This is a genomic window from Paenibacillus sp. FSL K6-3182 (assembly GCF_037976325.1).
Taxonomy (GTDB): Bacteria; Bacillota; Bacilli; order Paenibacillales; family Paenibacillaceae; genus Pristimantibacillus.
Window position 1 is genome coordinate 4,063,303 of record NZ_CP150265.1, and the last position, 22,149, is coordinate 4,085,451.

The 22,149-nt window shown below is 42.7% G+C and carries 19 protein-coding genes, 1 riboswitch and 1 other annotated feature; of the genes, 1 reads left to right on the top strand and 18 read right to left on the bottom strand.

Translation table 11 applies throughout. The annotated features are described in order from the left end of the window. Positions 1-11: 11 nt before the first annotated feature. From MHH56_RS17930 to MHH56_RS17940, 3 genes are read right to left on the bottom strand one after another with little or no spacing between them, the layout of a single operon-like run. A complete protein-coding gene (locus MHH56_RS17930) occupies positions 12-938 on the bottom strand; it encodes a cobalamin B12-binding domain-containing protein (RefSeq protein ID WP_339202910.1) in 927 nt (308 codons plus the stop codon). Continuing rightward, positions 938-1,438 (bottom strand): glycosyl-4,4'-diaponeurosporenoate acyltransferase, encoded by a 501-nt coding sequence (locus MHH56_RS17935; protein ID WP_339202912.1) that lies wholly within the window; start codon positions 1,436-1,438, stop codon positions 938-940. Before MHH56_RS17935 ends, MHH56_RS17930 begins: the two co-directional genes overlap by 1 nt. Further along, positions 1,435-2,571 carry a glycosyltransferase gene (locus MHH56_RS17940; protein WP_339202914.1) on the bottom strand — a complete coding sequence of 379 codons (1,137 nt, stop codon included), beginning with the start codon at positions 2,569-2,571 and terminating at the stop codon, positions 1,435-1,437. Before MHH56_RS17940 ends, MHH56_RS17935 begins: the two co-directional genes overlap by 4 nt. 479 nt (positions 2,572-3,050) lie before the next feature. Between MHH56_RS17940 and crtI the strand changes: the two genes are divergently transcribed. Then, positions 3,051-4,556, top strand: coding sequence for a phytoene desaturase family protein (gene crtI / locus MHH56_RS17945; RefSeq protein ID WP_339202915.1), 1,506 nt, complete (start codon positions 3,051-3,053; stop codon positions 4,554-4,556). A 72-nt stretch (positions 4,557-4,628) separates the two neighbouring features. Here the strand turns inward: crtI and MHH56_RS17950 are convergent, their stop codons facing one another. The 15 genes from MHH56_RS17950 to MHH56_RS18020 form a co-directional block, all read right to left on the bottom strand. Next, positions 4,629-5,810, bottom strand: a complete 1,182-nt coding sequence (locus MHH56_RS17950) for a chromate transporter (RefSeq protein WP_339202916.1) — start codon at positions 5,808-5,810, stop codon at positions 4,629-4,631. A 141-nt stretch (positions 5,811-5,951) separates the two neighbouring features. Further along, positions 5,952-6,428, bottom strand: coding sequence for a C40 family peptidase (locus MHH56_RS17955; RefSeq protein WP_339202917.1), 477 nt, complete (start codon positions 6,426-6,428; stop codon positions 5,952-5,954). Positions 6,429-6,431: 3 nt separating this feature from the next. Further along, positions 6,432-6,566, bottom strand: a riboswitch (cyclic di-AMP (ydaO/yuaA leader). Positions 6,567-6,801: 235 nt separating this feature from the next. Beyond that, entirely contained in the window at positions 6,802-8,154 is a 1,353-nt protein-coding gene (locus MHH56_RS17960) for an MATE family efflux transporter (protein ID WP_339202919.1), read from the bottom strand. Between the two features lie 78 nt (positions 8,155-8,232). Next, the gene (locus MHH56_RS17965) at positions 8,233-9,132 is read right to left on the bottom strand and encodes a phosphoesterase (RefSeq protein WP_339202922.1); all 900 of its coding nucleotides are present in this window, start codon (positions 9,130-9,132) and stop codon (positions 8,233-8,235) included. Positions 9,133-9,156: 24 nt separating this feature from the next. Then, entirely contained in the window at positions 9,157-10,047 is an 891-nt protein-coding gene (locus MHH56_RS17970) for a carbohydrate ABC transporter permease (RefSeq protein WP_339209647.1), read from the bottom strand. Between the two features lie 151 nt (positions 10,048-10,198). After that, positions 10,199-11,920: an extracellular solute-binding protein gene (locus MHH56_RS17975; protein WP_339202923.1), complete on the bottom strand. Its 1,722-nt coding sequence runs from the start codon at positions 11,918-11,920 to the stop codon at positions 10,199-10,201. Between the two features lie 91 nt (positions 11,921-12,011). Beyond that, on the bottom strand, positions 12,012-12,959 hold the full coding sequence (locus MHH56_RS17980; protein WP_339209648.1) for an ABC transporter permease subunit: 948 nt from the start codon (positions 12,957-12,959) through the stop codon (positions 12,012-12,014). Positions 12,960-13,003: 44 nt separating this feature from the next. Beyond that, entirely contained in the window at positions 13,004-13,729 is a 726-nt protein-coding gene (locus tag MHH56_RS17985; RefSeq protein ID WP_339202925.1) for a glycerophosphodiester phosphodiesterase, read from the bottom strand. A gap of 266 nt (positions 13,730-13,995) precedes the next feature. Next, on the bottom strand, positions 13,996-14,790 hold the full coding sequence (locus tag MHH56_RS17990; protein WP_339202926.1) for a DeoR/GlpR family DNA-binding transcription regulator: 795 nt from the start codon (positions 14,788-14,790) through the stop codon (positions 13,996-13,998). Positions 14,791-14,797: 7 nt separating this feature from the next. Beyond that, positions 14,798-16,564: a LamG-like jellyroll fold domain-containing protein gene (locus MHH56_RS17995; protein ID WP_339202927.1), complete on the bottom strand. Its 1,767-nt coding sequence runs from the start codon at positions 16,562-16,564 to the stop codon at positions 14,798-14,800. 5 nt (positions 16,565-16,569) lie between these two features. Further along, a complete protein-coding gene (locus MHH56_RS18000) occupies positions 16,570-17,136 on the bottom strand; it encodes a 5'-3'-deoxyribonucleotidase (protein ID WP_339202928.1) in 567 nt (188 codons plus the stop codon). 250 nt (positions 17,137-17,386) lie between these two features. After that, the gene (asd, locus tag MHH56_RS18005; protein WP_339202930.1) at positions 17,387-18,472 is read right to left on the bottom strand and encodes an aspartate-semialdehyde dehydrogenase; all 1,086 of its coding nucleotides are present in this window, start codon (positions 18,470-18,472) and stop codon (positions 17,387-17,389) included. A 143-nt stretch (positions 18,473-18,615) separates the two neighbouring features. Continuing rightward, positions 18,616-18,876 (bottom strand) — a binding site (T-box leader). Between the two features lie 179 nt (positions 18,877-19,055). Beyond that, positions 19,056-20,063: an iron ABC transporter permease gene (locus MHH56_RS18010; protein WP_339202932.1), complete on the bottom strand. Its 1,008-nt coding sequence runs from the start codon at positions 20,061-20,063 to the stop codon at positions 19,056-19,058. Beyond that, positions 20,060-21,067: an iron ABC transporter permease gene (locus MHH56_RS18015; RefSeq protein ID WP_339202933.1), complete on the bottom strand. Its 1,008-nt coding sequence runs from the start codon at positions 21,065-21,067 to the stop codon at positions 20,060-20,062. The genes MHH56_RS18010 and MHH56_RS18015 overlap by 4 nt, the downstream gene beginning before the upstream one ends. Positions 21,068-21,085: 18 nt before the next feature. Next, entirely contained in the window at positions 21,086-22,054 is a 969-nt protein-coding gene (locus MHH56_RS18020; RefSeq protein WP_339202935.1) for an iron-hydroxamate ABC transporter substrate-binding protein, read from the bottom strand. Positions 22,055-22,149: the final 95 nt, after the last annotated feature.

Consider the following 22,149-nt stretch of genomic DNA (forward strand, 5'->3'; position numbering starts at 1 on the left):
TAATTTATTTATTAGAATTGGAAACTTAACCCTAAAACCTTATCTTTAAACCATCTTTCCCATTCTTCTTGATTGCCATTCGGCAGCACCCAATCTGAATAAGGTTCTGGTACGCCTTGGAAACCTTGTCCGCCTAAAACTATCTCCAGATCAGCATGATGAGCCAATAAACGGTTTATAAAAGCAAAAGTGGGTTCCATCAAGTTTGCGTCAGTTAACGATATACATAGGACTCGAATTTGCTGCGACTTAATCAACTCTGTAATGCCATCCTCCGGAGTATCTGGTCCAAGATACAGCACGTCAGCCCCTTTTTTACGCAAAAATAAAGAAAATAAAAGTAGTCCTGCTTGGTGATGTTCACCAGATGGACATAAAGCAAGCATGCGGGGCAATCGATTATCAATCGGAAAAAGTTGAAAGAAACTAAGACAACGCTGAATCACGAACTGTGTAATAAAGTGCTCCTGCGCGACAGAAGCTCTGCCTTCTTCCCACTCCGTGCCGACTTTAATCATTACTGAAAATAAGATTTGATAGATCATAATGTCATAGCCATACATGGAAAACCCTAAATCAACCATCGTTTTTGCTTGTTCCGTACGAAAGTTGCAAAGCGTGTTATATAAGCGCTCCACCATCTCTTGATGAGCCTCTTCAGCCCCAACTATAGCATGGGTCTCTGTCTTCGTTTCCAACATACGCTCGCGCAAAAGCTGCTGTTCCTTTAGCAGTCTAACAGCTTGCGAAATCGTTACACCTTTCTCATCCGTCTGGTTTTTGAGGAAGCGTAAATCCTCCATATTTTTATCATCAAAGAGGCGATAGCCTGTTTCTGTCCGAATGGGCTTAATCGCTTCATATCTTGTTTCCCAAGCACGAATCGTAACTGCAGGAATACCTAGCAGTGTTGAAGCTTGTCTGATTGTGTACATCATTACATTTCACTCTTTTCCTTCAGTTTCCAAAAAATGCGCTGCAGCCGAAAACGATTATAGCGCTGTACAATGATAAATGGGACATTGGCGACAATGGCATAAACGATCATGATCCAGCCATATATGCTTTCGTTCCATAGGAAAAATAGTGGCGCAGGCAGCATCGATATGATGTGAGTCCACTCTCCGCGCCGCGTTTCAAGTATAAAGGTCTGCAAGTAAGCTTTCTCAAGGACAGCTAATTTTTTCTTGGCAAAGCCTCCTTGAAACAAGCTTCCTCCGTCTGGCAGTTTGTCTTTCCAAACACGAATGAATATCAATCGTTCATAAACCAATTCTTCTCTGCGCCTCTTTGTCTGAGGCTTCATGCGATCAGCAGTGCGACTGAACCAAGCATCAGGCATTTTCAAAAACAAATAGGACACACCCATATGCACAAGCAGCCATGCAAAAATATTTACAACCAATGTCCAAAACGGTGAAAATTCAAAAATTCTCACTTTCGCCCGCTTCCCTTCATAGTTGAAATCGAGCGACCTTTCCATGTGACCTTGCGGCGAAAAAAGGTTTGCAGCGTTGAACTAGCGAAGATTCCCATAAAAAAGAGAAGCGGTATAGGAAACAGGAAAGCGGTCTGGAAACCAAAATTTCCAGCTCGGCTTAACTGTATATTTATTAACAAAACATAAGCGAGGTAGCTGATTATTCCTATCGTTATATGGTCGCTTGATCGCCAAATTTGAGGATTCAACCATTGTGTAACAACCGTAATCGAACCAGTTAGCCACCAGATTATAGCTAGTAAACGCAGCGTTGTCGTAGAAGATGCACCTGATGCGAAGCTTTTACTCCAGCCTGCACACAATTGCCGAATGCCTTCCGGGTACATTCGGAAAGCAATAACGCTTTTTCCGCTACAATTTCGAACCGTTTGCTGCTCAGCAAATAGAAGGCCTAAGCTGTAATTTTCGAGAATACGCTCACGAACAGCCTCGTGCCCACCTGTTTGAAAATATGATTCTCGGGTACAGACTATACAAGGACCGAAAGCGCCTACAGCCTTCTTCTTTGTTGCCGCAGCAGTTTGAGGTGCTCCAACCGCTGCTAAGACGATGATGTTGAAGAAAGCTGACAACCATTCATAGGGCCGCTTCATCTTGTGGTAAGGCTGGATCGAAAGCAGCCCGTTCTGCTTTGAATGGGCCTCAGCCAGCACCGCCAACCCAGCATCCTCTAAACAAGTATCTGCATCAAGGAAAATAAGTAAATGACCGCTTGCTGCCTGCGCGCCATTCCAGCACGCCCAGCTTTTACCAAGCCAACCATCCGGCAGCTCGCCCGGGTTTACAACGATTGCACCAAATGATTCAGCGATGGCTGCTGTTCGATCAGTTGATCCATCATCTACTACAATCACTTCATATGGAGCGAACTGCTGACCCTTTATTGATGGAAATAACTGTGTCAGGTTTCTCTCTTCATTTCTAGCTGGAATGATAACTGAAATGCTTGGGAGACTCTTTCTATCGTTCTTTGTGAAAAGCACCGAGTCCTCTTCTAATGGTCGGATTTTGTTCAGCAGCCAAGCACCACAAATAAGTCCGCCAAGCAACAGCACAACATTCCCAATCATAGATCTAATCCTCTGTATGAAAGGTACCAAAACTCCTTATATGACTCGTTAATCCATGTTTTCTTATACAAACAGCTCATTTTCCCCAAAGTTGTGTACCACCTTTCACCAGGCTGATTAGGTCATTCCATTTGGCAGTTAATAATGGTTATACAAACTTACAACCACAGCCCTATCTTTGGTGAAAATGATGGCATTCAAACTATACAGCCATTATTCGCTCTTTTTATAGCCTCATTCTCGTCGTTTAACGACGAAATAGCAGGAGCTATCCGAAGATTTGATCCTGCAAAAGCTGCATGTTATAGGTAAAATTTGTTAATACTTAAAATGGAAAAGTGTTGGTTAAATGCATATCACGCATTCTGCTTATCGCATTAACCTTTTACGTTAGTTCTACAACGATTATACGATTGTGTATATAGTTTGTCATCTGCATCGTTTCGGCTAAATGACCAATGATGAGAGGAAGTGCTCCTATGAGCAAAAAGATTATTGTCGTCGGAGGCGGACTCGGCGGACTATCAGCTGCTATTCGCCTCTCTGTAGATGGGCATCAAGTGACCATATTAGAAAAAAATGAACGCGTTGGCGGCAAATTAAACATAAGATCAGGGCAAGGCTACACTTTCGATACAGGTCCTTCTATTCTGACGATGCCTTGGGTGCTCGAACAGCTGTTTGAAAGTGCTGGCCGCAATCTAGAGGATTATATGAAGCTGGTTCGTGTTGAACCTCAGTGGAGAACTTTTTTCGAAGATGGGGTAACACTTGATATAACAGGTGACTTCCCTGACCTAATCAAGCAATTCGAACAAATCTCACCGGTTGATGCACAGCAATTCCTCTCTTATTTGGATTATTGTCAGCAAATGTATCAGCTCAACACAAAAAGCTTTTATAACAAGAGCCTTAGTGGTCTGAGCGACCTACGGCGTCACCACAGTATGAAGGAACTGTTAGCGATGGACCCGATGAAGACGATGCATCAGACGACAAACCGCTTTCTGAAGGACAAGCATTTGCGTCAATTGTTCGATTTTTTCATCATGTATATCGGTTCCTCGCCTTATGCCGCTCCCGCTGTGCTGTCACAATTAATCTATGTACAAATGGGGCTTGGCATCTATTATGTAGAAGGCGGTATGTACCGAATTGCGGAGGGTATGCTTAAGCTGCTTGATGAGCTCGGTGTGGAGGTTCGCACTTCAGCTCCAGTTGCTCAAATGAATACAGTCGACCAAACCGCAACAGGAGTAACTTTAGAAGATGGCAGCGTAATAGAAGCTGATCTGATTGTGTCTAATCTTGAGGCAATTCCAGCGCATCAGACACTGCTGCAGCATCATCCGAAATCGGCCGACCGCGTAAAGGATTTAGCTAAATACGAGCCTACTGTATCAGGACTTGTGCTGCTTCTTGGCGTGGATAAAGTGTATGAACAGCTTCTGCACCATAATTTCTTCTTCTCTGAAGATCCAGATAAAGAGTTCAACGATATATTTGTCGAAGGCAAACCTACAGATGATCCAACAGTGTACATCGGGGTTTCAAGCAAAACCGATCCTGGACAGGCGCCGCAGGGCAAAGAAAATCTATTTGTGCTTACTCATGTGCCGCCGCTCAAACCTGGAGAAAGCTTTGAGTCACAGAAGGCGGCTTACAGAGACCTAGTTCTGAATAAGCTCGAACGTATGGGATTAACGGAGCTGAGACAGCATATTGAGTTTGAATATACGTTCACTCCAGATGATATTCAGCAGCTTTATGGTTCTAATGGCGGTTCCATCTACGGCATCGTAACGGACCGCAAGCTTAACGGCGGCTTCAAAATTCCAAGCAAAAGCAAGCTGCTCGATAATCTTTATTTCGTTGGCGGATCAACGCACCCCGGTGGCGGTGTCCCGATGGTCACTTTATCCGGACAACTCACCGCTGACCTCATTAAAGAGCAATTGAGCATTGCTGCAAAATCCGTCATGTAGGCAGATTCAATTCAAATAAAAAACCTCTAATCCGTTATCGCGGATTAGAGGTTTTTATCAATTGATTAATTATTAAATAAGTTCAAGGACCATTCCGCCTAATGCACCGGCCACAACAATCATCCAAGGTGGAAGCTTCCAAAAAACAAGCATAATAAACAATACGGCAGCCAGCATAAAATCACCTGACTCTACTATCGCGCTAGTCCAAAGCGGATCATACAGTGCAGCCAGCAATATGCCAACTACAGCGGCGTTAACGCCAACTAATGCACCTTGGATTTTTGAGTTATTTCGCAACATATTCCAAAACGGCAATGTTCCAGCAACGAGAAGAAATGCCGGCAAAAAAATTGCAGTAGTTGCAACAATGGCTCCAGTTAATCCACCAGAGAGAGTACCAAGATAACTAGCGAATGTAAAAAGTGGTCCAGGAACAGCCTGCGCAGCGCTATAACCTGCTAAAAAATCCGATTCATTAACCCATCCGGTAAAGACAACTTCATTCTCAAGTAGCGGCAGCACAACATGTCCGCCTCCAAACACCAGTGAGCCTGCACGATAATAGCTATCGAACATCGCAATCCATTCCATATTTCCCCATTGCCTTAGAAATGGCAAAACAATTAGAAGCGTGAGAAATATAACGAGGCAGGAGATCGCAAGGGAACGGCTAATTCGAATGTTCAGATCAGGAGTTCCCTCGACTGTTTTCATACGATATAACCATACCCCGATCAGTCCAGCTGCAGCAATAATGATTACTTGACTATAGGCCGCTTGCCAATATAACGTTACCGCAGCAGCGATGACTGCTATCGTAGCTCTATTTCGATCCGGTGTTAGTTTCTGCCCCATCCCTAGAATGGCATGAGCAACGATGGCCACCGCTACAATTTTCAATCCATGAATCCAACCTGTGTTTCCAAGATCAAATCCTTGCAGCAGAAAAGCAAAGGCCACTAATGCAATGATCGATGGCAGTGTGAACCCTAACCAAGCCACTAGTCCGCCCAATAACCCAGCCCTAACTATCCCTATACCGATCCCAACTTGACTGCTGGCTGGCCCGGGTAGAAACTGACATAAAGCAACGAGGTCTGCATAACTTCTTTCATCCATCCATTTACGGCGACGAATATACTCATTGTGAAAATAACCCAGATGGGCTATCGGACCTCCAAATGAGGTAAGTCCTAGTTTAGTAGATACAGCCAGTACCTCTACCAAAGATGCGATTGTTCCTCTTTTCAATCCTATAGCCTCATTCCATTACTCATGATACTTACATTGTAAGCTTGCGAATTATTGACTTACAACCCTTTAACAAATACTTAATAAATGGTTACATAAAAAAAAACCACCTCGTAAGGTGGTTTGTAAAATCATTACGCTTTATTTAGACTCCATCATCGCAGCAAATGTATCTTCCGTTACGACACGCCTTGCTGTTACATAACGCTTTGCGTAATAAGAATCGTTAAGATTTGTAATCGTAACCCCTTTGCTTGTAGAAGAATGAGCAAATTTCCCATCCCCAATGTAAATGCCCGCATGAGAAACGCCTTTGCCGCTTGTGTTGAAGAACACTAGATCACCCACGCGTAGTTCATCTTTATTGACCTCTGTGCCTGTGTCTGATTGCGATTGAGATGTTCTAGGCAGCTTAACATCAAATTGATTAAAAATATGTAGAATAAAACCCGAGCAGTCAAACCCTTTGCTCGTTGTGCCTCCCCATTTATAAGGAGTTCCAACAACCTCGCTTATGGAATTCGTAAGCACTGACTTGTCCGACTTATCTGCAAGCACGCTTCCTCCTCCAGTAAGCAGCAGCAAGCAGGATAACAATAAAATAAAACCCTTCTTCAAAACAACTTCTCCCTTCGGTGCCTACGAGGTTAGCTTATGGGTTCGGTTGAAGATCCCTATGCTTAAAAAAATACATTAAGCAATTCACCCTGGGTGGTTCCCCCGTTTCCGATATACAGAACTCGGCATGTGAATAAACCTTATAGTATCGTTAAATTCGATTGTTTTTACCATAATCCTGCAATTGGTTTATTAGAATACTTTCATTTTTCTTCATTATTAATATTTATTTAGCTGTTCACTACATGATTTTTGTCAAAGGTGCTGATTTTTTTATAATTAAAATAGATGAATTTCCAATCACATTTTCAAAATATAACGGTTTAAACACAAAAAAAGAGTATCCGTATTTTCATACAGTTACTCTTTCTAGTTAAGCAAGTTTCGCCAAAATATCGACCTTTTGCCAAGAACGTCTCCTCCATCTGTAGAGCATCAGTAAAGCTCTTATCCATTCATCGATTGAAAAGGCCAACCATATTCCTACCAACCCCATGTCGAACACAATCCCGAACACGTATGCAAGCGGTACACTAATCCCCCACATGGATACTAACCCGGCAGCAACTGGAAATTTCACATCTCCAGCCGCATTTAGACAACTGATAAGCACCATGTTGCAAGCCCGAGCCGGCTCCAGCATAATCGATAACAACATGAGCTGCTTGCCTAACAATATAATTTCTGCATCATTAGTAAAGAGGCTGAGCAATAGACCTGAGAAGCTATAGATGAAAATACCAAGCGCAAGCGAAATGACAAACGCCAGCTTCAAACTTTGAATACTGGATCGATAAGCATCATCCTTCTGATGGGCTCCAATCAGATGTCCAACAATAATTTGCGTTCCTTGACCTATTGCCATTGAAAAAACAAAAACAAAAGAAGTTATGCTCTGCGAATAAATTTTTGTCGTTAACGCTGCCGTACCGATCAGCGTGATTAGATATGTGATTACAACCTGTGAAAGATTATAAGAAACATGCTCACCTGCCGAAGGAATACCTAATTTAAATATAAGGCCAATATTTTTTCTTTGAATCTTAAATGGACTAATCAAGCCAACCTTATACTCCAAGCTTCGAATACATAAAATCAAATAAGCGATCATCCCTATGGCACGGGTTATCCATGTAGATGCTGCTACTCCTTCTACACCTAAATTAGGTAAGCCGAAGGGCTCCATCAGCACCAGATAATTTAAAGTAATATGCAGTACATTTATCCCCAATGCGATGAACATCATTTCTTTCACTATACCGCGGCATCGTAAAATAGTACCTAACGTCATGCTGATTGCTGTGATGAAGACGGAGCTGCCGACAATCGATAAATAGCTGACTCCTTCTGCCATCACATCCTCGGGCACTTTAAAAAGCGCTAAAAACACGTCGGCATAGACAATCAATCCTGCGCTAGCTATTAAACCGAGCATAACATTCAAAGTAAGCGCCGTTCTCCCGATTCGATCGGCGCCATGCAAGTTGCCTGCGCCGAGCCATTGATTGAGAATGACACTTGTACCCACCGTAACAAAGCCAAACATCAAGCCCACTACAACTAAAATCTGGTTAGCTATCCCAACCGCTGCCACTGCTCCATCAGAGTAGCTGCTTAGCATCATCGTATCGACCGTTCCAATCAGCATCCCAAATAAAGCTTCAATAAAGATAGGCCATGTTATCGAGATGATGCTCTTTTGGCGCGGATCAACCTGTTTACTCATTCAAATTCACATTCTTCCTGTTCATGTACTACCCTGCTGTTATCGTCAGACTACTGTTATCATGTATGAGAGTACACCCTATCCAACAAATAGGGGTTGAGAGAATGCGCCAAAACCGCCTTCCAAATAAACTGCCGCCCTTACGTAACCTTCGTCACCACGACACTTGTAACTAACGCTATTGAAACGACCAGAAGTCTCGTATAGTACATTTCCGTCTTTGCCAAACAAGGTTGCGTATTTGTACATCCGGTTCAATCCTTCGCTCGCAAGCAGCTTAAACTCGATCGTCCCATCCGTTGTATGGATTGATTCAAACCCATAGCCTGTGGAAACATAGAAGCTTCCGGCTTTCATTGCTGCTATAATACTCTCATTGGTGTTTTGCTCTGCGAGCACCATATTCCAAGTTCGTTTTTCTTGCCCATACACATGAAAATCATCTCCGCCAAACCCCCATACTTTCCGCCCAGCTGAGAGCAGCGCATCCCATTTGTCAAACGCAATGTCGAACGCTGGATTTCCTTCGCCATTTACGATCTCGATTCCGGTGTAGTAAGGCATCGCGAGCATATCTTCAATCGGCCAATACTGCGAATAATAACGATTCGGATGAACGAGTACGCTCATTCCTCCTTGCTTCGTGCAAAGGTCAGAATACTGCTGATACCGTTCTACCGAAAACTCGTTGGAATAGCTGTCCATCATCGAGCGCGGAGGGTTAATGAGTAGCATATGCCTTTGCGGACTGCTAACCTCCATTGCTTCAAATACGGTCGTAATTGAACGTTTTCCTTCATGAACGGTAATGAAATCGTGGTCGGAAATGCCGAGGAAATCGTATTGCCCATACATCCGGTAAACCGTCTCAAGCGTTTGAGAGCCGCAAGCACTATTTGTCGTATGGTTATGGAAGCTCCCTTTCAGCCACATGCCCTCTTGTTTATCATAAGGATTTGAAATGATTACTTGTGTCATTCAATATGTTCCTCCGTTCCTGCCTTATTCTTTGACCGAACCGATCATAACGCCTTTGGCAAAATACTTCTGAATAAATGGATAAATCATAATAATCGGTGTGATGACGATAATAATCGTCGCCATTTTCAGCGAGTTTCCTGTCACCTGAATTTTGTCCAGCATTTCATATTGCGTCGAACCAGCCGCTTGCTCGAGCGTATTTCGAAGCGCATCTGCCCGGGTCAGCATTTCCTGCAGCAATGTCGATAAAGGCCGCAGATTGCTCTCTCGAACATAGAAGGCACCTGTAAACCAATCATTCCAATGCCCCACTGCGTTAAATAACGCAATGACAGCAACAACCGGCCTGCTGAGCGGCATGATCACCTTCATGAAAATTGAAAAATCATTATATCCATCAATTCTTGCAGATTCTTCGAGGCTCGGACTGATCTCTTGGAAGAAAGTCCGCATAATTATTAAATTCCATGCACTATACAAGCCCGGAATGATATAAACCCAGATTGTATTCGTCAAATGCAAGTCTTTCAACAACAAATAATATGGAATGATGCCACCGCTAAACAACATGGTGAAAAAAATAAGCATGGTAAAAAACCGAACGCCTGGCATCGCTTTTCTCTTTAATGCGTAAGCTGCCATAGCAGTCAAAAAGACGCTCGCTAATGTCCCGACAATCGTTCGGAACAACGAAATGCCGAATGCACTTACAATATTGGAGGATGAGAAAACTTCCTTATAGTTTTCAATAGACCATAATCTCGGCCACAAATAGATGCCTCCTCTTTCCGCATCTTTGCCTGAATTAAAGGACAAAGCAAAGATGTTCAGAAACGGAAGAATGATAGATAAACATAAAAGAATGATCAATACGTAGATGGCAATCTGAATTAATTTTTCTCCTGTAGAAATCTTATAAAATGGTTTATCCACGTTATTTGCACTCCTTCAACATTTGCGAAGCAAAACAGCCTCGGAAGCATGTCCTTAGCGTTAGTGGTCCGTCTCATCGCAGTACATTTCATGTACGAATGAAACAGACCACCAGCAGCTTTAATGAATGTTATAGTTCTACTTTTGTATTTGGATCGCTATCTTTTTTCTCAAGCAATGCTAAGTAATCATCCAAGCCTGCAGCCTTTAATTGTTCAGATGCTGACTCCAATATTTTCGTTACTTGATCCTGGCTTTTAGCATAATAAGCACGTTTGAGGCTTTCGTCATAATTATCAAGTGCAGCTTTTAATTCCGTTTCCTTCGCAAATTCGCCAAGGAAAGCCGTTGGAGCATACGTATCTGAGATTATTGCATTCGCTCTTTTCTTATCCCACTCCCAATACTCAGCAATCTTGAGCGGTCCCTCATTGATATTAGGTTTCGCAGCATTCCCGTATTCTGTTTCACCAAAATCCGCTATACGATCAACATCTGTATTGCCAAGAATTTCGCCCCAATAGTTGCCTACGCCAGCAAACCCAAGCGCTTTCGCGGCTTTCGAATCTTTATCTTTCAATTCCAATACTTCATTTTTTACAATCGGGTTGCCCTTATCATCAAGTGTGTAGTCTCTTCCTTCAATTCCGTATTGCCAGAGCAGCTTGCCTTCGCGGCTCGCCAAGAAGTCAGCGAATTTGACGATATCCTCAGGATTTTTAGTTGAAGAAGGAATTGCCCAAGCGCCGCCAGCCGTTTTATAGCTCAGCTTCATTTGGTAAGGCTTGTCCGCTTCATTTAATGGACCAATCGGCAAGTAATGCATATCCTTATTAAAATCAAGGTAGTTATGCATATCAGCAATAATCGCGAAGGAGCCGTTCAAAATACCTTCTGTTGCACGATTTTCTTCCATCGTATAAAACTCAGGATTCATCAGCTTTTCTTTCAGCAGCTTTTGAACAAACGCTACACGCTTGAGCGGGTAATCCGTTTGACTCTCGTGAACAATTTTACCTTCCTTATTCCGTACAAAGGTTTGGTTCACATTTACAGTCAAGTCACTATACAACGCTTTAACTTCTGTTCCACCCCAGTATCTTGGACCAATAACGCTGGCAATGTCTTTTCCATTGTTGTCTTTGAAATTTCCAGCTTTAATTTTTTGTGCCGCCTCATACAACTTCTCGGAAGTTGTAATCGTTTTTGGATCGATATTAAGCGCTTCGGCAATATCCTTGCGAATAAATGGTCCGCCTAACATTTTCCGCGTTTCATAGCCTGTTTCTCTCGAAACATTCATGTGCATGAAATAAGCTGAGCCGTTAAACTCTGGACGGAACATGACACCGTTTTTCGTATCAAGCGGCAGATAGCCATCTTCTAGATACTTGCTGTATACTTTCGTATCCTTCATAAACGGAGTCAGATCTGTGAACATGCCTTCGCGCGCAGCTTTTAGTACAACCGGCATTTCTGGTCGACCGCTATGATTCAAATAAAATCCGATAAAGTCTGGCAAGTCACCCGAAGCAAGTCCAGCAATTAAGCCGTCAAGCGAACGATTGGCTGGCATTATATTAATTTGATAATCAATTCCCGTTTTCTCTTTAATTTGTTTTAATACTTCCGGGTTCATCTCTTCCGTATAATCGTCTGCCCCCATAAAGATTAAGCCTTTAATTTTGCGGTCGGCAATCCAAGTCGCAGGTTTATCTTTGTTATCTTTGATGCCTTCCTGCTTGTTCCCTGAATTTGTTGAATTTGTTTCTTTGGCCGCACAGCCTGTAATTAACAAGGAAGCTATAATCGGAACCGTCAACAGTCTTGCCCAATTTTTGTTCTTAAACATGATATCTCCATTCCTACCTTCTCTTTTTAATTTATATGGAAAAACGCGGTTAAGCGTCTTTCTTCAAGGAAAAATGCTTCTATCGAACAAGTTACCAAACCGAAGTGCCGGACACTTTTCGTGCGAAACGATTGGCAGTGACTACAAGAACTAAAGCGATAACACCTTGCATCATACCGACTGCCGTTGCATATCCGTATTGGCCTTGCTGCAAGCCCACGCGAATCACATACGTATCCAGAATATCTACCAGATCACTGTTTCCTGGCATCTTGAGCAAATATAGCTGGTCGAATCCCGCTGACAAAATGCTTCCAAGCGATAGAATAAACACGATGAGAATGGTCGGACGAATCGACGGGAGGGTTATATGCCATATTTCCGCCCATTTGCTTGCCCCGTCAATTTTGGCCGCTTCATACATGTCTTGATTAATTCCAGCGATGGCTGCCAAATAGATAATGGAATCCCAACCGATTGTTTTCCATATGTGGCTGCCGAACATGATTTGATAAAAATATTTGGCTTCATTCATAAAGAATGTGCTGCCGTCCCCCCCAAAATAGGTGATCGCTTCATTAAGCAAGCCAGTATCCGGCGCCAATGTTCTTTGTACTAAACCAATAACGATGACCCATGACATAAAATGCGGTAAATACGAAATACTCTGGGCGATGTTTTTAAAGGCACGGTTTTTAATTTCATTGAACATTAGCGCAAGTAAAATCGGGAACGGCAAACCGAGAAACAGCTTCATTGAGCTGATGATGAGTGTGTTTTTGATCAGCGTCATACTTTGAACATCGTTGAAAAACTTTGCGAAATATTCGAAGCCGACCCATGGACTCTCAAGTATGGTTTGATTAAATTTGAATTCCTTAAACGCCAGAAGCAATCCGCCCATTGGGATATAGGAAAAAATAATGAAGGACGCTAGACAAGGCAGAAGCATGAAGTACAAATAGCGGTATAACCATATTTTTTTCAACAAATAAACAAAACGCTGTTTTTTTCGATTTCCAGTTGGAACTAAAGCCACTTTGGTTTGCAATGAGGGCTTCTCCCTTCGTTATCATTTTTGAATTAACCTGTTTCCATCTTTAATTGTTTCAACAGATTAACCTCGTTTGTCGTTATTTCGTCGACACCTAAATGAATCATCTCGATAAGAGATTCCCTATCATCAACGGTATAGACCCACACTGCCAAACCCAGCCTATGTGCGTATTCCACCAATTCGCTGCGGCAAGTTCGGTAATTCAGGTTTAAGCCGTAATATCCGCCTACATTTGCCCATTCGCAAACGATTCGCGCCCATCCGATATAGTCGAGTTCCTCTTGTTCAGTAAGTACATCCGGCGTGTTATAAAGAACCTTAATTCCTCGGTGGCGGTTCGAAATTTCGTCCGAGCACCCCGTAATAAAAACAAACTCCTCCATTTCAAAATTCCTTATGCTCTTAATCGCTGGTTCAATTACCGCTTCTGTTTTGATATCCAAATTGAGCTTTATCCCGTATTCCCTTGCCAAGCCTAGAACTTCATCGAGTGTAGTAATGGTGTGGCTTTCGTAAACTGGGCTGAGCTTTACGCGGTTTTCCGGCCGGTTCAATTGCTCAAATGTCAACTCGGCAAGCAGCGGGCTATGGTCATGCAGCAATACCACCTTACCGTCCTCTGTCACCCTAAGATCAACTTCTGCCACGTCTGCACGCATAGCTATGCTCTCCAGAAAGGAAGCCCTTGTGTTATCCGGTGCAGCACCGCTACCTGTATGGGCGCAAATGAGCGGAAAAGCTCGACAAGTCATAAAGCATTCTCCTATTCTTCTAATTTCAAAATTTCTCTAATGAGTAATTAATGAAGCACTTATTACTGTTGTTGTGATATTTATAGTGTAGTTAAAGATTGTTATCGTGGTATTTTCGTAATAATAAGGTATCATTAAGCCCGATGTTGTTGTTTGTTGTATAATTGTTCAATTTCAAGCCAAAAATCTAGCCGTACCTATATTTTTAGCTAATCATTTTCGCAAAATAAAAAAGAAGAACCGGAGCTGCGTCCGATTCTTCTCGCTTAATTGATTTGACTTGCGTTAATCCAAGTAATCCCTTTTATTTCGAGCTCTTGTGCCCATGCTTCAGGATGGTCCTTCTCACATACGACAACATCAATCGATTCTAAAGGCGCAATATGGCAAAATGCCTGTATACTAATTTTGCTGTGATCCGCTAACACGATCACTTCCTTCGCCTTCAATATAATCATTTTTGAAATAACGGAATCATTCATATCGTAATCGCTTATTCCTGTCTCGATTGAAATACCGCCTACGGAAACAAAAGCTCTATCCACGTAAAAGTTTTTAAGTATTTCCTGTGATATATGACCGCTGACTGATTGCTGCTCTGGCGAGATTTCGCCTCCCAAAATAATGACTCGTCCGTTAAACAGACCTTGCGTTAATGATTCCGTTAGAAGATTCGCTACCGTTAAGGAGTTGGTAATAACTGTTATCCTTTTTTTACCTCGCAGAGCTCGTGCCATTTCATGAATCGTTGTACCAGTATCCATATAAATCGTGTTTCCGTCATTGATCAGATCTACCGCTCGCTGCCCAATCACCTGTTTAGCTTCAAGATTGAGAATTTGACGCTGCTGATAGGGTGGCTCGCCTTTCTCATATTGCACCTTTACAGCTCCCCCATATACACGTTTAAGCTTTCCTTCCTCCTCCAGCACAAACAGATCACGTCTAATCGTTTCAAGAGAAACCTGAAGCTGTTCTGCTAACGAAATGACCTGCACCTTCCCGAAGGTATCCAGCTGAACGAGAATATACTGTTTTCGATCTTCTGATAAAAGAGACATTCAAAGATCACTCCATTTCTAGCCTTAAGCTATTGTTCACAAAGGAAAACCGTTTTTTAAAATCAAATGAAATGGTAAACGAATCATATTTTCCTGTTAAATAGCGATAATCCGGATAGGTCAAAGATTCGCTTTGCCCTAACATGTCCACCCAAGGAGAATAGGTTTGAAAACAAATATGATTGTCGTTCTCGTTAAATTGAGCCAATCTCATCCAACCATTGCCGCCGCGGTAGCTGTCTTGATAATTGATTAGCAGCTGTATAACCTCGTGACCTGAATTGTTCTGCCTTGTTTGATGAAAATTGCCGTTATAATGCCCATTAGCCGTCATGAACACTTGGTTATAGGGAGCAACCAGCTCATCCCATATGATTTTCCCGTTTTCCGATTCATGTGAAATTAGATTCTGACTATCACCCGTTGTATATAAAATATCATGCGAAACAAGAATAGTTGGCATATCGCTATGTTCATCAAGCACTATTTTACACCATGCCAAGTCCTGTATAAGATGCTGCATATCTACCATTAACCATAAATAATGATAGCTTCCAGCCTGTACAATGCCATATGAACTATATCTTGATGGTGAACTGCCCTTATAATAATCTTTGCTCAGAAAACGTTCTGGGCCAAAATAATTCAAATACGTATCTTCCTCATTATAGTCATGATTTCCAGCTGTCATCAAATACGGGGTTCGCGACTGATCCATAGCAGAGATTGCACTGGAGGAACGTTCCCACTCCTCTAAGGCATCACTATGATCGACAATATCACCTACAAAGGCAGTCATTGCAATTTTGCTGCTCAACTCATTATTCACAATCCAATCAACCTGTGCTTCAAACATTTCCGGATTTAAGTAGACCAGCTTCTGAGCATCTGGAATAAAAGCGAAATTGTAATTGGTTTCCTGCTGCAAAAGTGAAACATGCTCATTCGTACCTTGAAGAACTTGCTGTGGACTAATGTTTTGCAACCAATCCGCTCTGTCCAGAGGCTCATTAGCAATACGGATTTCTCGAATGGTTCCGGAAAATAATTGATCCAAGTGACCGCCCCACTCCGATGCTCCAATATTCCATCCTTTGCCTTCAACTCCAGAAACGCCGACAATAGATTTGGCAGGACTGCTGTAATCACAAATTCCGTTCACATACATGAGCGTTTGTTCCCTATCGTTCACAATTGCGATATGATGCCATTGTCCTGGATTCAAATAACGCGACCAGCTCGTTACCGAGGATGATCGATTCGTTGGATGACATATCCATTGGTATTCCTTGCAGTTCGAAACAGACAATGTCGCGAGCAGCTCATTTTCTCCCGAGTTGCCGATGTCAACGCCCCTGCCCTGTCTCGTAAGCACCCCCATCCAGCTATGTTTATCCTCATGAAATGGCTCAGGCAATTGAACGATTGCTTCAATCGTGTACCCATGTTCTAATCGGTCAAGGTTAATAGGAGCATTCTCCACCGTTTGAAAATAACTACCGCTTCCTTTAATACATCGATCATTTTGAAAAGTCAATCCCGCTTCGTCACGGCTTCCTTCCATCCATCCAAGCAGAACCTTATCAGGCTGCTCCAAAACATCCTGCGTCGTAACCATCTTAATATGATTCCCGCTGCCACTTACATCGTTTAAAACCAAATTCCTTTCCTCAATCGAACCAGACAATGTGTTCACAGAATCAAATATCCAATGCGTCAACACATTGACAGGCTGCTTCCGCTGCGGAATCTGCATGACACGTCCTTGTTCCATAGTGCTCAACCATCCTTCTCTACATTAAGATCGTCTGTTTGTCGTTCCTTGTCCATGAAATAATCCCTTACTTCACCCCAGTTATGCACCCGAACATACCCGGTCTTATGAATATTGTGCGGAGCATCGTAAAGAATGCCTTGACCTCGAAAACGTTCAAGCTGCTTTACATTGTCATCAATCAAATAATCAGCGTGAATGACACTCTTATTTCCGCAAAACACAAAATTCATATTGTTTAGAAAACTAAAGTGCTCGAGTAACCACTCGTACTTGGCTTTAAATGATGCCGGAACCTCCATCGCAGCAGTCGTAATATAAATCTCATAAAATTGACTGAGCTCGCGTATGACTTCTTGGCTATGTTCAATAACTTTTAGTTCGCGAAAAAAAACTTCATTGTCAAAACAACGGTCTATTTCTTTTTTTAGCTGAGGCCTCAATTCCGACAAGGTTGTTCCATGTAAATCCGTAATCAGCAGGTTATCGTTAAAATCCCTGTTGTACCATTCCAAATGCGCACCCGCAGTATCCGCCATTACCTCATCCATATCAATCGCTATGCGTTTCAATCCAATCTCTCCTTGTTCAAAGCATGTAATTGTTCAACAAAACAAAACGAATCGGTAACAAACAGTCTACATACCACAATTATAGGCACGAATTGTTTTCACCATCTCAAATACATATTAACTTACTGTAAATCTAATGGTGTGGAAAGCAGCTAAAAAAATCAACATGATACATAAAAAAAGACCATCCCAAAGGATGGCCTTTAATCATTATGAACCTGTTAATCATTTTAAAAAGCTTATGCGCTGCTTACTTTGCCTGAATATAGCCTTCTGCTTTAAGAAGCTCGGCAATCAGCACAGCACCGCCCGCAGCTCCACGTATTGTATTATGAGATAGTCCTACAAATTTATAATCGTATACAGAGTCTTCACGCAATCTTCCCGCTGAAACGCCCATGCCCTGTTCAATGTCACGATCTAGTCTCGTTTGCGGTCTGTTCTCTTCCTCAAAATACGTAATAAACTGTTTCGGTGCGCTTGGCAAGCCAAGCTCCTGCGGACGACCTTTGAATTGCTGCCAACGATCGAGAATTTCTTCTTTCGAAGGTTTGTTTTCGAATGAAACAAACACAGTTGCCAAATGTCCATCCAATACGGGAACGCGGATACACTGTGTTGAAATTAAAGGTGCGTTCGCTTTTACGATTTCATTATTTTCGATGCTGCCCCAAATGCGTAGAGGCTCCTGCTCGCTCTTTTCTTCCTCGCCGCCAATATAAGGGATGACGTTGTCTAACATTTCAGGCCAATCGGTAAAGTTTTTGCCTGCTCCAGATATCGCCTGATACGTCGATGCAATGACAACTTGTGGTTTGAAATCAAGCAGTGCATGAAGTGCAGGTACATAGCTCTGAATGGAACAGTTGGGCTTAACAGCAATAAATCCAGTTTCTGTTCCAAGGCGCTTTCTCTGTGCTGCAATGACTTCCAAATGACCAGGATTAATCTCTGGAATGACCATAGGAATATCAGGCGTCCAGCGGTGAGCTGAATTGTTGGATACAACAGGCGTGCCTGTTTTTGCATAAGCTTCTTCCAACGCTTTGATTTCATCTTTTTTCATATCGACTGCACAAAAAACAAAATCGACCTGATTAGCAACTTCCTCTACTTTCGAAGCATCCAGAACGACAATATTTTTTACAGCTTCAGGAATAGGGCTGGTGAGCTTCCATCTGCCTTGTACCGACTGCTCGTAAGTTTTACCTGCCGAGCTGGCGCTAGCTGCAATAGCTGTAACCTCAAACCAAGGATGCTGATCCAGCAGGTCAACAAACCGCTGGCCCACCATGCCTGTTCCTCCAACAATACCTACTTTTAATTTTTGTGTCATTAGATATTCAATCCTTTCTATATCGTTTAATCATTCTGTAACTAACGATTCGAATATTTTAAATTGTTATACCTTATATACAATGTACATTGAGCAATCTTTGCACCAATAAAAAAAATCCCACCCCCAAGACTATGGTAAGTCTTAGGGACGAGATTAATATGCTCGTGGTACCACCCCAGATTCGTCAATATGTCGCCATATTAACCTCTTCAAGTACGGCTATGCAAGCGCATGCTTATACTCTAGCTCTGTAACAGGAGCTCCTGTCACACCATCCCCGTAACTCGGTTCCGATGTGCTGCTCTAAGTCTTTGTTCAATAAGGAACTCTTACTCCTTTTCAGCTAACGGAGCTCTCTGTGAAAGAATTCATTTATTTACTCATCTCTTCATCGCATTTGAATGTTGCGATTATATTATCAAAAATCTGTTCTAACGTAAACAACAATTTTTGAAAAGTAGAAAAAATTACACATTTGAGTAACTGTGCTCCGTTTAGTACAAGATCTCGAGATGCTGTTTTTTGCCCAAAATAGTGCATTGCTCTCTTCAAATATTCTTTTCATGAAGCTAGGACACTGTTATTTTTTGAGCAGTAAATAAACAAAATACGGTCCGCCGATCAATGAAACCATGATGCCGGCAGGTATACCGTCAGGATCGACGATATTGCGGCCAATCGTATCCGCCACTAACAGCAGTAATCCGCCGAGCAAAACAGCGACAGGAATGAACAGCTGATTGCGTTGACCAACCAATGCTTTCGCAATATGCGGTGCCAACAATCCAACAAAGGCAATTCCTCCTGTAACCGATACAGCTGACGCAGATGCTGCAACCGCGGTTAGAATCAACACGAGACGTTCCCGTTCAAGCTTTAGACCGACACCAACCGCTGTTTCTTCGTTCAATGAAAGAAGATTGAGCCGATGTGACTTATACAAGGTGAACGGAATGAGTAAGCACAACCATGGAAGCAACGCCCAAATGAACGGCCAATCCGCCCCCCAAATATTACCTGCAATCCATTTTGCGATAAAATCGACCTTCGAGCGTTCTGCCGAGGAAATAATGACGATCATAATCCCCGACAGCGCCATCGAGAAACCGACACCGACGAGTACCAGTCGAATGGGGTCAAGCCCGCGCGTTCGGCTGTACGAGAAAAAATAGATTAGAGCCGCTGTGAGCAATGCGCCAATGAAAGCGACTAACGGTAACATATAAACGAATGATCCTACATCAATCGGGAAGTAGAGAAAAAATATAGCGATCGCCACGCCTGCACCAGAATTGATGCCGATTATTCCAGGATCTGCGAGATCGTTGCGTGTGACGCTTTGCAATATTGAACCAGCCAGTGCAAGTGCCATACCCGACAGCAAGGTGATCAAGATCCGCGGCAAACGTACGGAAAACAGGACAAAATCCTCTTTGAAGGTGCCATGGCCTAGCAGCACAGGAAGCAGTCTGTCAAACGACAGCTTAGAGTACCCTACTCCCATGCTAATGACAGCTGTAACAACAATCAGTACAAAACTGGCTAGCAGAATCAATCGTTGTTTGCGAATGAGAGCTGACAATATCATGAGAATGCTTTCCCTCCTCTACGCACGACGAATAAGAAGAAAGGCAAACCCAGCATAGCAACTATAGCTGCTACAGGCGTCTCATAAGGTGCGTTAATCGTCCGGCTCAGCATATCAGCGAGCAGCATGAAGATTGCTCCTGCAAAAGCGGAGAAGGTCATGACATGCCGATAATCGGTACCTACGAACCTACGCACGATATGCGGAATCATCAAACCTACAAAGGCCATATTGCCAACAAGCGCAACCGAAGCACCAGTAAGTACAATAACTAGAACGAACAAAATCGCTTTGATCATCATCAGCTTTTGTCCAAGCCCCATCGCTACCTCATCACTCAGACTCAGTATGCCTACTTGGTTCGAGAGAATCAAAGCTGCCGCAATGCCAATAAGAATGACCGGCGCAATGGCTTGAAGCTGCCACCAAGTTGTTCCGATCAATCCTCCAGCAGTCCACATCGTTACATCCTTGGAAATTTTGAAAAAGATGCTGACGCCATCTGAGATCGCGTACAAAAAAGCTGAAACGGCTGCTCCAGCAAGTATAATTCGCATCGGAGACAATCTTCCTCGCCGAGTTGCGCCAAGAGCCATGACTAGCGCTGCTCCAAGAGCAGCTCCGAGGAAACAAGCAAGCATGATGCCGAAATAATTCAGCCCCGGTATGAATACAAAAGCCAGCGCGAGCGCCATGTTAGCGCCGGAAGTAAGACCTAGCAAGCCTGGATCTGCAAGTGGATTGCGTGTGACCCCTTGCATAATAGCGCCGGATACGGCGAAAGCAGCACCAATCAATATCGCTGCTATCGCACGAGGCAGCCGGATCTCGCGAAGGACGAGAATATTATCGTCCTTCACGTTGGTCGTGATAGCCAGCCACAGCTCTCGAAATGTCGTATCCGCTGCTCCGAATTTCATGGATAGAAAGAAGCTCAGAACAACCATGAGTAAGCAGCCTATGAGCTTATATGAAATTAAAACAGATTGTCGTTTACTTTTCATTGGACTCTCTTCTTTATTTTATTTTCCTAGAAAATTTTGAATGAAAAATTCTAATTGATATTCCATGCTAAGCGGGTCATTAAAGTAGAACGCTTTGGCATCAGCTTCAAAAACGTGTTGGTTTTTGACAGCAGCAATATTTTTGTACGTCTCTGTGTCTTGGAACGTATTGTCTTCATCTGCGTTTTTGCTGAAAATGACATAATCCCCACTGTAGTCCTTCAGAACTTCCGTTGAAACTGCGAAAAATCCTTCTGCTTTCGTCGCTTCTTTAACTTTCTCAGGCATGCCTAGCCCGAATTGTTGATAGAGGATTTCAGTTCCGCGGCCGAAATTGTCACCATAAACATAAAGCTGCTTATTGAATGTCTCGATAACCGAAACTGTCGCATCCGCACCGATTTTTGCTTTGATTTCTTCGCCAACTTTTTTCGTACGCGCGTTAAAATCATCGACCCAGTTTTTAGCTTCCTGCTCTTTATTCAACAGCTTGCCAATTTCAATCTGTTGCGTTAAGAAATCTACTTTGCCATAAGTATAAGTAACTGTTGGAGCAATTTGCTTAAGTTTGTCAATGTTCTTAATATCGGATAGTCCAATAATAAGATCTGGATTCAGCTCGATAATTTTTTCAAGACTTTCATCTGTAACTGCTTCTGTATTTGCCAGCTTTACTTTAAAGTTTGGGTTATCCTTGGACATTTCATCCACGCCGACAAGCGGCACACCTAACGCCATAACGTTACCTGTTAAGAACCTTGTAATTACAATGACGCGTTGTGGATTGGTCGGAACTTCCACAGGTCCATTTTCTGATTGATAAGTAAAGGTGCCCGAATCTGAAGTTGTTGATGGTGACGCCTCATTTTTCGGTGCATCCGTGGATGATACTTCAGGCGTGCTGCTTGCATTATTGTTTTGATTGCCGCCGCAAGCGCTCAGAATAAGAACTAAAGATAGAACGAACGGAACAAAAAACTTTTTCATAAGATGACTCTCTCCCTTTTCTTTTGCTATCATGTATAGGCATTGAAAATAATTATCATTTTCATTACCATAACGTTATTATAGGGATGCATTAT